The organism is Chitinophaga sp. CF118 (assembly GCF_900112615.1).
Taxonomy (GTDB): Bacteria; Bacteroidota; Bacteroidia; order Chitinophagales; family Chitinophagaceae; genus Chitinophaga.
The window spans coordinates 955,611-969,230 of the sequence record NZ_FOMK01000003.1; the positions used below are offsets into that span (position 1 = coordinate 955,611).

Below are 13,620 nucleotides of genomic sequence, written 5' to 3' on the forward strand. Positions count from 1 at the left end.
TATTTTTGCGTTATATGCGAACCTATACCGATTATGAAATTTCTTTTAATTCTAATAAACATATGTGCTGATAGACTAATGTCCACATTCGTCGTGGCGTAGGATCTACTAATTAATTAAATGTAAAAATGAGATTATTTCTACTTAAATGTTTGGGCATCACTTTATTGTGCTGTCTGTACAGCATTGTTTTATCAGCACAGACAGGCCCCGCTGGAGTTAATAGTGGTACCGTTCTGTGGTTGGATGCATCTGATGTGAACGCGGGAGGAGCCACTCCAACAGTTGGAAGTACGGTTACTACATGGAAAGACAAGTCAGGCAATAATCATAATGCTACATCTTCAGGTACCAATACAGCTACTTATACCAGTGGAGGAGCGAATAGTACTCCTGTTATACACTTCAACAGAACATCTTCTTCAGTGGGTACCGGGTTTACAGTAAGTGGTTTGGATATCAGGGCTGTTACTGCTCCGGTAGTTACCATTTTTGCTGTATATAGACAGGGAACCAATGATGGTAGCAACCAGGCTGTATGGGGTAATGATAATGGCAGCCAGCAGCGCTTCTTTAATTCTAAATGGAGTACAGGGACCACAGATGGTAGTTTATCTACAGGAGGTACAGCGGCCGTCATCGCAGGGGCCTCCGCTGTGGGCGAAACGAGGCTGGTAACCGGAATCTATAGCGGACAGGTGACAACCGGAGTGAATACCGGGGCCAGTAACGCATCAGCCGTTTATATTAATGGAAAGAAATTATCAACGTTTACTGACATGACTGCTGCCTCCAGCGGTCAATCTGTTTTTAAGATAGGGCTGGATGGTGATGATAATTATTTCAATGGAGATGTTAGTGAGATCATCATATATAATCGTAAACTGACAGATTGTGAACTTGAAACCGTGAACCGTTATCTGGCTAATAAATATACAGTCGACTTCATTAACGTAGGTGCAAATTATACATTAGGTGTTCCTATTAATAATGATATTAATGGTGTAGGTAAACCTGCATCGGCCTGTGGCGGTAATTATACAATAAGCACTGCTTCCAGTGATATTGTGATGGTGACTAATCCGTCTTCTACTTCTACAGCAGGTGTTGTCTTAACATTTGCCAATGACCGCAAGGGATATGCTTCTTCTTCCGAAACACCTCCTCTTTACACTTCCCGTTTAACACAGAAGTGGAGAGCAGATCTTAACGGTAACATCGGAACAGTAGATATTTGTTTTAACCTGGAAGGATTAGGTATTGACGTATCCAATTCAGGTAATTTTGCTTTACTGATAGATAAGGATGGTAATTTTAGTGATGCCACAGTTGTGAGTACCGGTATTACAATATTTGTAGACAGGGTATGTATCTCTAATGTAAGTATTACAAAAGGAGACTACTTTACATTAGCTACAGTAGCTGCTACCAGTAATGCTTCGTCTATTACTTCTCCTAATGAAGGTTTATTTCAGAAATCAGCTTTTACAGCTGCAACAGTTGTTGATAACCAGATCCAGGTAAAAGGTAGTGATAACATTACTAACGGACAGGTATATGTTGATACAGGTTTTGTATCAGGAGATTTGCTTGCCTGGACAGCGGCAGCTTTACCTTCTGGAGTAACAGCCTCCTACAATACAGGAACAGGTATCCTGGCATTTACAGGAACAGCTACGGCTGCTCAATGGCAGGATTTGTACAGAACTGTTACATTCAGAACCACCAGTGGCAACATTGCAGACAGAACTATCCGGTTTGTATTAGGGAGTGTTGTAAGTTATACTGTAGGTTCAAAGCCGCATTATTACGAATATGTTACTACTCCAATGAACTGGATTAATGCAAAAGCTGCAGCGGCAACCAGAACATTGTATGGATTACAGGGATATCTTGCTACGAGTTCATCACAAATTGAAAATGATTTTATAAAGGCCAAACTTTCATCTGATGGCTGGGTGGGGGCATCCTGCAATTATCAGGAGATCAATGGTGCTGCAGGGAGTACGCTATATGCAAACCAAACTGCTGCAGATGGACGCTATTACTGGATAACAGGTCCGGAAAAAGGACAGGCCATTTCTACTACGCTTACAAATCCTGTGGCTGTAGGTAGCGCTTTCATGAACTGGAATGCTGGAGAACCTAATAATTACCAAAATACGAACGAGCAGTTTGTACAGTTATATTCTACTAATAACGGTAAATGGAATGACCTTCCTCTCACTTCCTTGCTGGGTTATGTAGTTGAATATGGTGGTTATGCGAGTGATGTTGTACTGAATATTGACTATAGCAGAATAATGAGGAGTGCTCCTGCAGCGCCAGTTATTGTAAGGATAACCACTGATGGTGGCAGTAGCAATTCAGACAAGATCACAAATGATGCTACACTGGTGATCAGGGGAACCAGTCCCTCAAATGCCATTATTACACTAACCCGGGAGGATCTTGGTGGGATAGGTACTACAACCGCTAATGGTGGAGGTAACTGGATGTTTGATTATACCGGTACCATATTAACAGATGGTACTTACAACTTTACAGCTGTTGCTACGGTTGCTTCTGTAGAAAGTGCTGTGAGTACAGTATTCCAGGTTACAATAGACCTTACAGCTCCGGCTAAACCTGGCACACCAGCACTGGCTGCTGGTAGTGGTAATGCTACTAATACCCAGACGCCTGTATTGACCGGCTCTGCCGAGCCAGCCACAGAGGTAACTATTTATGATGGAGTTACTTCTCTGGGTACTGTTACAACAGATTCTACAGGTAAATGGACTTTTACTTCCAGTACTTTAACTGTCACTTCTCACAATATTACTGTTACAGCAACAGATATAGCAGGTAATGTCAGTGTTGCCAGTGATATATTTACACTAACAGTAGATGTTACAGCTCCTGCCACTCCGGCAAAACCAGTGCTGGTAGGTGGAAATAATGGGGTGATCAATAATAACAAACCAACTATCACGGGGACTGCAGATGCCAACAGTACTGTTATCATCTTTAAAGATGGAGTAGCAGTTGATTCTGTTGTAGCAAATGCAAGCGGTAATTATACTTATACATTTGTTACTGCGCTGCCTGATGCAACCTACAGCATTACGGTAAAGGCGAAAGATGCTGCAGGTAACGTGAGTGCTGCCAGTCCTGCGCTGAGCATTACCGTTGATACTACTGCGCCAACAACGCCATCCGCGCCGGTATTGGTAGGCGGTAACAATGGTGTGACGAATAATAATAAACCCACCATCACTGGTTCTGCAGAAGCTAATAGTACTGTTATCATTTATAAAGATGGTGTAGCTGTTGATTCTGTAACAGCTGATGCAGGTGGTAACTATACTTATACATTCACAACTGCACTGCCAGATGCTATTTATAGCATCACAGTAAAGGATAAGGATGCAGCTGGTAATGTGAGTGCTTCCAGTCCTGCGCTGAGCATCACCATAGATACCGGTGTACCTGTAACGCCAGCAGCGCCTGTATTGGTGGGTGGCAATAATGGTGTCATTAATAATAACAAACCGACCATCACAGGTATAGCAGAAGCTAATACTACTGTGATCATCTATAAAGATGGGGTAGTGCTTGATTCTGTTCCTGCCGATGCAAGTGGTAGTTATACTTATACATTTATTACCGCGCTTGCTGATGGTACTTATAGCATTACAGTAAAAGATAAAGATGTAGCTGGTAATGTGAGTGCTTCCAGTCCCGCGCTGAGCATCACCATAGATACCGGTGTACCGGTAACGCCATCAGCGCCTGTATTGATAGGTGGTAATAATGGTGTGATCAATACCAGTAAACCAACTATTCAGGGAGTGGCAGAAGCCAATAGCACAGTGATCATCTTTAAAGATGGTGTGGCTGTTGATTCTGTTCCTGCCGATGCAAGTGGTAACTATACTTATACATTTGTTACAGCACTGCCAGATGCAACCTATAGTATTACGGTGAAGGACAAGGATGCCGCAGGTAATGTGAGCGCTATGAGCCCTGCGCTGAGCATCACAGTAGATACCAGTGCACCTGTTACACCTGCTGCTCCTGTACTGGTAGGTGGCAATAATGGTGTGATTAATAATAACAAACCAACAATCACTGGTGTGGCAGAAGCCAATAGTACAGTCATTATCTTTAAAGATGGCGTGGCTATTGATTCTGTTACCGTCGATGCCGGTGGTAACTATACTTATACATTTATTACAGCCCTGCCGGATGCTACCTATAGTATTACGGTGAAAGACAAGGATGCTGCCGGGAATGTGAGTGCTATGAGCCCCGCACTGAGTATCACAGTAGATACTAACGCACCTGTTACTCCTGCTGCTCCTGTATTGGTAGGTGGTAATAATGGTGTGATTAATGATGCTACGCCGGATATTAAGGGTGTAGCAGAAGCTAACAGTATTGTTACTATTTACAGTGATGGTGTACAAGTAGGTACCACTACCGCTGATGCAAGTGGTAATTACACTTATACTTTTACTACCGGACTGACAGAAGGTGTACACTCCATCACAGTAACTGCTACTGATGCAGCTGGTAATGTGAGTGGCATGAGCCCTGCGCTGAACATCACCATAGATATCAATGCTCCTTCCACACCTGCTGCTCCTGTACTGGTAGGCGGCAATAATGGTGTGATTAATAATAATAAACCAACTATTACCGGTTCTGCAGAAGCTAACAGCACTGTTACCATTTATAGTGATGGTATGTCAGTAGGTACTACTACTGCTGATGCAAGTGGTAATTACACATACACATTTACAGCAGGATTGACAGATGGTGCACATGCTATCACAGTAACTGCTACTGATGCAGCTGGCAATGTGAGTGGCATGAGTCCTGCACTGAACATCACTGTAGATACGACTTCACCAACAACACCACCTGCTCCTGTACTGGTAGGCGGCATTAATGGTGTGATCAGTAATAACAAACCAACAATTACCGGTTCTGCAGAAGCTAACAGTACTGTGATCATTTATAAAGGAGGTGTAGTTCTTGATTCTGTAATTGCCAATGCTAGTGGAAATTATACTTACACATTCGCAACAGCCCTGGTAGATGGTACTTACAGTATCACCGTGAAAGATAAAGATGCAGCTGGTAATGTGAGCGCTATGAGTCCTGCGCTGAGTATCACTATAGATACCGGTGCACCTGCAACTCCACCAGCTCCGGTTTTGGTAGGCGGTATTAATGGTGTGATTAATGATGCTACTCCCGACATCAGAGGTGTTGCAGAAGCTAACAGTACTGTTACTATCTATAGCGACGGTGTTCAGGTAGGTACTACTACGACTGGTGCTAGTGGTAGTTATACCTACACATTTACAACAAACCTGACGGATGGTGCACATGCTATTACTGTTACCGCTACCGATGCGGCAGGTAATACCAGCGCCGCCAGTCCTGCACTGAATATTAAAGTAGATACACAAGCGCCGGCTACTCCGCCAGCACCTTTATTAGTAGGTGGAACTAATGATCTCACCACCGATCCTACACCTGATATTAAAGGTTCTGCAGAGCCCAACAGCACCGTTACTATTTATAGCGATGGTGCAATGGTAGCTACTGTTACAGCAGATGCCAGCGGTAATTATACTTATACCTTTACTAATGAGTTATTAGATGGGGTGCACAGTGTTACGGTAACGGCTACTGATGCAGCAGGTAATACCAGCGCTGCTAGTCCTGCGCTGAATTTTACAGTTGATGCACATGGTCCTGCAAGACCACCGGCACCCGTTCTAATAGGTGGTGTGAATGGTGTTACAGCTGATGCTACGCCTGACATTAGTGGTAAGGCAGAAGCTAACAGCATAGTTACAATCTACAGTGAAGGGGTAGCCGTAGGTACTGCTAAAGCAGATGCCAGCGGTAATTATACTTATACCTTTACTACAAACCTGACAGATGGTGATCATATAATTACTGTCACTGCTACAGATGCAGCAGGTAATATAAGTCCTGTGAGTCCTGCCCTTAACTTCTCTGTAGATGCACATGCTCCGGGCAGGCCAACAGCTCCGGTATTGGTAGGTAGCGATAATGGTCTTATTAATAGTTCAAATCCAACAATCACAGGTAAAGCAGAGCCAAACAGTACTGTAACTGTTTATAACAACGGCGTAATTGCAGGTACCGCTCCGGTAAATGCCAGTGGCAACTACACCTTTACTTTCCCTACAGCAGTACCTGATGGCCCACATACTATCACGGTAACCGCTACAGATGCTGTTGGAAATATAAGTGAAAGCAGTCCTGCACTGGATATTATAATAGATACAAAAGCACCATCTACGCCTACAACACCAATTCTGGTGGATGGCATAAATGGAGTAATAAAAACTAATAAACCTACCATAATAGGGACAGCAGAAGCTAATAGTACTGTTACTATATATGATGGTGATGTTGCAGTGGGTACTACTACCGCCGATGCTAATGGCAACTGGACTTACACTTTTGATCCAGCCATTAAAAATGGTCTGCATGTAGTGACTGTAACAGCTACAGATGCTGCGGGTAATACAAGTGGAAAGAGTGCGGACTTACCTTTCGCTGTGGATTCTTTCTTCCCGGCTGTTCCGCTTCCTCCGAGACTGCCAGGTGTAAATGGTTCTGTAAATACAACCACACCGGCTATTACCGGCCAGGGAGAACCAGGAACATTGATCACCATATATACAGATGGTTCAAAGAGTGGTACTGCACTGGTAGATGCAAATGGCAACTGGACCTATACTTACAATCCTCCGCTGTCTGAATCCGTTCATAATATCAATGTTACTGCCTCTAAACTGGATGGTAGCAATGAGAGCGGACATAGTGAAACAGTTAAATTAACGATAGACCTTGTTGGTCCTACGGTTAAGCTGAGTACCAATACGGCTAATGGTACTGTTGTAAATGGTACAGTAACTGTAACGGCTACATTCTCTGAAAGTGTGAGTGAATTTAGCTGGGATGATGTAGTAGTAACGAATGGTAAAGTAACCGGTTTCCTGCAGGTATCTTCAGGTATTTACCAGATAATGATTTCTCCTGCAGTTAATGGTACTGTAACAGTAACTGTACCAGCAGGTGCGGGTGTAGATGTTATTGGAAATGGCAACAGCGCATCTGAGTTATTATCACTGGATATGCGTACTCCGGCAGGTATTAGCCAGGTATATCCGATGCCGGCAACAGATGTTATCAACGTACGTTTTGATGGTATTACAGGAGAGGATGTCTTTGTTTCCATGACGAACATGGCCGGCCAGGTATTACAAAACCGTTCTGCTACTATTATGAATGGAGTATTGAGTATAAATGTGCAGAGATTGCCTTCAGGTAGTTATGTACTGTTGGTAAAGACTAAGAAAGACAGTTATAATACAACAGTTGTTATAGCCAGATAAGCCAAAAGTTATCCCGGCAGCTATTGTTGCCGGGACTTTTATAGACTATTAAATTTATCAGATGATACGATTTTCTTTCCGTTCCGCCTCACTGGCTGCTTTGTTTGCGATGGGAATTCCGGTGACGATCCAGGCACAGAATAAAATCATCAATGTTGCTACTTCTGCTGCTCCGTTCCTGCGGGTATCTCCGGATGCCCGTGCGGGTGGGATGGGGGAAATAGGAATTGCTACATCTCCTGATGCGAATGCATCTTTCTATAATCTTTCTAAAATTGTATTTAATAAAGAAGCCAATGGGGTAGGAGCCAGTTATACTCCCTGGTTAAGGGATATCAGTAGTAATATCTACCTGGCAACCATTACCGGTTATCACAAACTGGATGAGGTGCAGGCTATCAGTGCTTCTCTGAGATATTTCAACCTGGGTAACCTCCAGTTCTCTGATGTTTCCGGTAATCCACTTGGTAGTTCTCATCCCAAAGAATTCTCACTGGAAGCAGGATATGCCCGTAAGCTGAGCGGCAAGCTAAGTCTTGCGCTGGCGGCCCGCTATATTTATTCCAAACTGGCTAGTGGAACCGCCAGTAATTCATTGATTTCATATAAGGCAGGGAATGCCTTTGGTATGGATGTTTCCATGTTCTATAATGCAGTAAACGAAGATGGGAAAGGGATTGCTGCTGGTCTTACTTTAACAAACCTGGGTTCAAGAATGAACTACAGCAGTAATTCTAATTCCAAAGAATACCTTCCTGCCAACTTTGGCCTGGGGGCAGCCTACAGCCTGCCTATGGATGGCAAAAGTAAATTTCAGTTTGGGCTTGACGTGAATAAATTACTGACACCTGTGCCCCCAACTGATTCAGTAGGCATTGCCAACTATTACGAATACAATGTGTTGAAAAGTTATTTTAAGTCTTTCGGGAGTAATAACGGTGGATTAAAGGCCTTCCAGACATCTCTGGGTGCAGAATACAGCTATAATAATGAATTTTTTATAAGAGCAGGTTATTTCTATGAAGATAAATATCATGGAGGTCGTAACTATATCACTACAGGTATTGGTTATAAGTATACTACAGCCATGTTTAATATCGCGTATGTAGTTCCTTCAGGCAACGGTATTACAAGAAGTCCTCTATCCAATACACTCCGGTTTGGAGTAACAGTAAACATTCCGTAAGAACCAAGAATATTATCTATCCTATATCCCTATGCCTACGAAGAGGGCTGCTTTGAGTAGCAGCCCTTATTTTTTCCGGCACCAAAAAATGACCGTTGCTCCAAATTATGCCCGGATTATTATTATTTTTGGTATTTTCCGGTATAATATGCCACGTTTAAACTAAAAATCATGAGCTCCAGGAGAATTTTTATGCAACAGGCCGGCTTGATTGCCGCAGGATTAATGATTAATCCATCCGATATCTTTAGCAGAGGAAATGCGAATACCATTAATAAGATTGGAATTCAATTATATACCCTGCGCGACCAGCTTACAAAAGATGTAAAAGGTACTATAGAACAGGTGGCTAAGACAGGATATGCGCATGTGGAAACCTATTATGGTTACAAAGGCCCTAATCAGGAAGACCAATTCTGGGGACTGGATCCTAAAGGTCTGAAAGCATTGCTGAAAGCAAATAACCTGGTTTCTCACAGTGGACATTACCAGTTGAATGACTTCTTAACCCCTGGTAACGGTAAGGATGAAGCACTAAAAGAACAGCTTGCTATTGCGGCGGAACTGGGGCAGGAATATCTGATAGTGCCTGTGCCACCGTATGCTTTATGGGATAAACTGACCGCCGACGATTTTAAATTCATAGCAGCGCAGTTAAATAAGGCAGGTGAACTGGCTAAAAAATCCGGTTTAAAAATAGGATACCACAATCACTATTGGGAGTTTAAACAGCAGCCGGATGTAAAAATGAGTGGATATGAAATCATGTTGAAAGAAACAGAAGCATCACTGGTAAGTTTTGAACTGGATCTTTTCTGGGCCATAAAAGCAGGTAGCGATCCTGTTACTTTATTTAAGAAATATCCAGGACGCTTTCCTATGTGGCATGTAAAGGATATAGATAAATCTGCTACAGATAAAATCACAGGAGGAGAGGCTGATCATAAACCATCTATGGAAATTCTCCCAACAGTGAAGTTTTCTGAAGTGGGAACAGGTGCGGTAGATTTCAAAAAGATCTTTGCAAATGCGAGTACCGCAGGTTTGAAATATGCTTTTGTAGAACAGGACAAAATCACAATTGATCCTTTTGTAAGCATTAAGAAGAGTTACGATTATGTGAAGAATAATTTACTGAAGAAATAATTAGTCCATTTTAATGAGGCCGGCTAAAAAGTCTTTTTGGCCGGCCTCATTAAATTAATAGAAGGGGCTGTAATTAAAATTAATTACCCGCTTCCAATCTTTGCTTATCTTTTAATAACTGTGCTTTCAGTTTTTCATAATCAACATCCTGCACCGCTTTCTTCCCGTCAATTGCTAATACCGCAGCTGTAGCCGCACTCTGGCCAAGAATCATAAAAACAGGTTCCATTCGGATAGACCCAAAGGCAATATGGGAACTTGATACGCATACCGGTACCAGTAAATTCTGACATTCTTCTTTTTTAGGTATAATAGCGCCATAAGAGATGCGATAAGGTTGTTTGATATCTACTCCTATATCACCTTCATTTTGTACAAACCCATCTTCTTTTACATAACGTTGCGCATTATGAGCATCGAGGGTATAAGATCCCATACCTACAGACTGACTCACCTCATTTTTCCCCATCACGTCATTCTCTGTCATTACATGAACGCCTGTCATACGGCGGGCTTCCCGGATATATAACTGGTGGGGCCAGTTACCATTATCTTTAAACTCATCCCTGGGCAATCCCCATTTCTGCATAGCAGTATGTACTTCAACAGGTACACGGGTATCGTTAGCCAGAAAATACATAAGTCCTTTCTGATAAAGTGCATGTTCACTAATGATCTCCTTTCTTCTTTTGTAAGAAGCATCAGGGTAATCATAATTCATTCCTATATTATCCGTACTGAAAGGACCGTGATTGTTTACATCTGTTTTATGATTGGGGATAGGATCAAATTTATTGAACGTTTCACGCCAGCCCCCTGTGGTAAACACTCTTACCAGTAACTCATATTGCGTGGAATCATAACCGGCAGGGCGGGGAAAAGGGATCCTGTTATCCGGATTATCTGAGAGGCACATACGGAAACAGTATGCCTGGATCTTATTATCACCATCTCCTTTTTTGCCGGGAGGCTGATCAGAAACACGGGGTAATAATCCGCTGGAAGCATCGCCCGGAATTTTATACGGACTAATGTTCGTTTTAAAATGATGACCATGATGTAATACACCTACCTGTATACCATTCCATTGTTCATTGTATACACTATTGGCTTCCCTGCCTACATGATAGCTTACACCTGCAGCAGCCATGAGATCTCCCTCGTAGGTAGCATCGATGAACATTTTACCAGAGAAAGTTTTATGGCTTAGTGTTGTGATAGATACAATCTTTCCTGCCTTCTTCAATACACCGGAGGTTCTGTTCAGCCATTCATTCCGGTATACTTTAATGTGATTTTCTTTAATGAAATCTTCAAAGATCTGTTCCGCTACATGCGGTTCAAAGATCCACATAGTACGCTCAGTACCATCCATGGCAGGAGTACCTTGTCCTTTGTTGCCATATTCAGATTGTTTTTGCCATTGCCATGCATCAGGTTGCTGGTAGTGAAGGTATACCCTGTGATAAAATTCGCGAGCCTGTCCGCCTATCACGGATTTATTCCCGGTATCAGTAAAGCCTAATCCACCGGATGATAACCCTCCCAGGTGAGTGTCTGGCGAAACAATGATTACTGATTTACCCATTTTGCTTACCTGTACGGCTGCTGTAACCGCAGCTGCTGTGCCTCCGTAGATAATTACATCTGCTTGTTGGGCATAAGCGTGAGCAGAAAATAATGTTGTAATAAGAACGATCAGTTTTTTCATAATAATCTTTTTAAATAAGCAGGATAACTTTTCCCTTCAGTACCTCCATCACCCAATGTGATGCTATCTCCAAAACAAACAATACGGTTTAGCGGAAGTTGCCGCTCTGTAAGATACTCAAAGATAGCCACAGCCATTGTACGGTAACCTTCCGGAGTAGGATGAATACCATCCGTTTTTTTACTATTAGCCTCATTCTGTATGAGGCTATCCGGACCGGTGCCCACATTGCCTATCCGTTGGAAAATATGGTCCATGTCCAGGAAGGATTGACGATAATCCTCTGCCACCTTCTTAATCACTTCGTTCACTTTCTGCTTCCTGCCGCTATGGCCTTCAGGTGCGTAAAACGATTGCGGATGACGGGTATACAAATAAGGCTCATAGGCAGGCAGGATACTCATGAGTAATACCTGACTGTTAATCCCCCTGATTTTTGAAACGATTTCCCGCAGGTTCTTTTCATAAGCAGTTAACGGAATATACTTCCTACTGTTCATGTCGTTTGTTCCTATCATAAGGATAGTGAGATCCGGATGAAGTGCCAGGCAATCGGTATCTATCCGTTTCAGGAGATCGGCTGTATTGTTTCCACCTATGCCGGCATTCACAATTTCTGAAGAACCTGAGAAACCTTTTTTTGCAGGAAAGTATTTCTCCTGGAAAGCCAGGGAAGTAGTGAGTAGTCCTGTTTGTAAAAAACTACGGCGATGCATATCAGTAAAGCGGATTTTGTGATAAGTTAGGATTTACATCTCTCTCTGTTTGTGGAATAGGATATAAATAGTTATTTCCTTTAACGCTGATGCCTGGATTCTGAGCCTTCATGGCACTGATCAGTCTTTTGGTTCTTACAAGATCGTACCAGCGGTGTCCTTCAAATGCCAGTTCCAGTCTTCTTTCCAGAAGTACGCTATCGCGGAACTGATCCTGGGTAAGTGTAGCCGGAAGATCTTCCAGTCCTGCTCTTTTACGGATGCGGTTAATAGCATCGTAAGCAGCTGTGTTACCGGCAGCCTGTTCATTCAACGCTTCTGCATACATCAGCAATACATCAGCAAAACGGAGAATGGGAAAGTTATTACTGCCTTCTCCATTGGCTGTAGCCGAAGGGTCCAGGTATTTGTAAACATATGCCGGAAAGGTGATGCTGGCAGGTGCTGCCGGTGTACTGGTGGCAGTATATAGTTTTATGGTAACATCTCTGCGTTTATCTTCCGGGCGATAAGTATTATAGAGGTTGGCAGTAACAGGATCATCTCCAAAGCCGGAAATACCATTTACGCGGTCAAAATTAGGCCGCATATAACCCTGCATATAACTTCCTTCTCCTAATCCACCGCCTACGGCCTGCACTTCAAAAATGGCTTCTTTGCCATTCTTATTAGGTAGTGCAAAGACATCTGCAAAGTTATCCCACAGGTTGTAAATACCAAGATCGATTACCTCCTTTGATTTAGCTGCAGCATCCGGCCAGTTCTTCCTGGTTAAATATACTTTGGCGAGAAATGCTTTTGCTGCACCCTTTGTAGCCCTGCCGGCATCTGCACCTGTATAAGTGAGTGGCAGTGCACTTTCAGCAGCTGTAAAGTCTGCAATAATCTGTGTATATACTTCGTCTTCCGTAGATCTTGAAACAGCCAGGTTATTGAGTGATGTTGTTTCCTGCAAGATTAGCGGTACACCACCAAACAGTCTTACCAGTGTAAAGTAGTAAAAGCCTCTCAGGAACCGGGCCTCTGCCAGTAAACGGCTTTTTACGGCGGAGTCCATAGCGATGGCGGGTATACGGTCCTGTACGGTATTAGCGCGATTGATACCCTGATAGGCGGTTGTCCATATAGATTGGAATGTGCTGGTAGCAGCAGTAAAGGTGTATTTGTCCAGATCATTCTTTGCCTGGTTGGCCGTAGAACGTCCACCTCCCCATTCAGCGTCGTCTGTTGCCTGATCCTGCAATACCCACATTACCTGGTTGTACATGTTCTGGGTGTTTAATGGATCATATGCCGCATTCACTGAGGCTTTCGCATCATCTGCATTTTTATAGAAGTTGTCCGGTGTAAAACTTGATTCGGATGTTTGATCGAGCAGATTGCAGGAACAAAGGAATATTAATATAAGAGGAAGGTAGTTTTTCATACGTA

At 42.9% G+C, this 13,620-nt stretch carries 6 protein-coding genes; 3 read left to right on the forward strand and 3 right to left on the reverse strand.

What is annotated here, in order from left to right:
- The first annotated feature begins 128 nt into the window (after positions 1-128).
- The 3 genes from BM176_RS16145 (at position 129) to BM176_RS16155 (ending at position 9,762) form a co-directional block, all read left to right on the forward strand.
- Positions 129-7,430, forward strand: coding sequence for an Ig-like domain-containing protein (locus tag BM176_RS16145; RefSeq protein ID WP_143097829.1), 7,302 nt, complete (start codon positions 129-131; stop codon positions 7,428-7,430).
- A 61-nt stretch (positions 7,431-7,491) separates the two neighbouring features.
- On the forward strand, positions 7,492-8,616 hold the full coding sequence (gene porV / locus BM176_RS16150; protein WP_090104791.1) for a type IX secretion system outer membrane channel protein PorV: 1,125 nt from the start codon (positions 7,492-7,494) through the stop codon (positions 8,614-8,616).
- 171 nt (positions 8,617-8,787) lie between these two features.
- Entirely contained in the window at positions 8,788-9,762 is a 975-nt protein-coding gene (locus tag BM176_RS16155) for a sugar phosphate isomerase/epimerase family protein (protein WP_090104793.1), read from the forward strand.
- A gap of 79 nt (positions 9,763-9,841) precedes the next feature.
- On the opposite strand, the gene BM176_RS16160 is transcribed toward BM176_RS16155, so the two are convergent.
- From BM176_RS16160 to BM176_RS16170, 3 genes are read right to left on the reverse strand one after another with little or no spacing between them, the layout of a single operon-like run.
- A complete protein-coding gene (locus tag BM176_RS16160) occupies positions 9,842-11,473 on the reverse strand; it encodes an FAD-dependent oxidoreductase (RefSeq protein ID WP_090104795.1) in 1,632 nt (543 codons plus the stop codon).
- On the reverse strand, positions 11,470-12,189 hold the full coding sequence (locus tag BM176_RS16165; RefSeq protein WP_090104797.1) for an SGNH/GDSL hydrolase family protein: 720 nt from the start codon (positions 12,187-12,189) through the stop codon (positions 11,470-11,472). Before BM176_RS16165 ends, BM176_RS16160 begins: the two co-directional genes overlap by 4 nt.
- A gap of 1 nt (position 12,190) precedes the next feature.
- The gene (locus BM176_RS16170; RefSeq protein ID WP_090104799.1) at positions 12,191-13,615 is read right to left on the reverse strand and encodes a RagB/SusD family nutrient uptake outer membrane protein; all 1,425 of its coding nucleotides are present in this window, start codon (positions 13,613-13,615) and stop codon (positions 12,191-12,193) included.
- Between the last annotated feature and the right edge of the window lie 5 nt (positions 13,616-13,620).

Excerpts from the sequence above, each read along its gene's own strand:
- BM176_RS16145 (WP_143097829.1), top strand. The coding sequence starts at position 129 with ATGAGATTATTTCTACTTAAATGTTTGGGCATCACTTTATTGTGCTGT.
- porV (WP_090104791.1), top strand. The coding sequence starts at position 7,492 with ATGATACGATTTTCTTTCCGTTCCGCCTCACTGGCTGCTTTGTTTGCG.
- BM176_RS16155 (WP_090104793.1), top strand. The coding sequence starts at position 8,788 with ATGAGCTCCAGGAGAATTTTTATGCAACAGGCCGGCTTGATTGCCGCA.
- BM176_RS16160 (WP_090104795.1), bottom strand. The coding sequence starts at position 11,473 with ATGAAAAAACTGATCGTTCTTATTACAACATTATTTTCTGCTCACGCT.
- BM176_RS16165 (WP_090104797.1), bottom strand. The coding sequence starts at position 12,189 with ATGCATCGCCGTAGTTTTTTACAAACAGGACTACTCACTACTTCCCTG.
- BM176_RS16170 (WP_090104799.1), bottom strand. The coding sequence starts at position 13,615 with ATGAAAAACTACCTTCCTCTTATATTAATATTCCTTTGTTCCTGCAAT.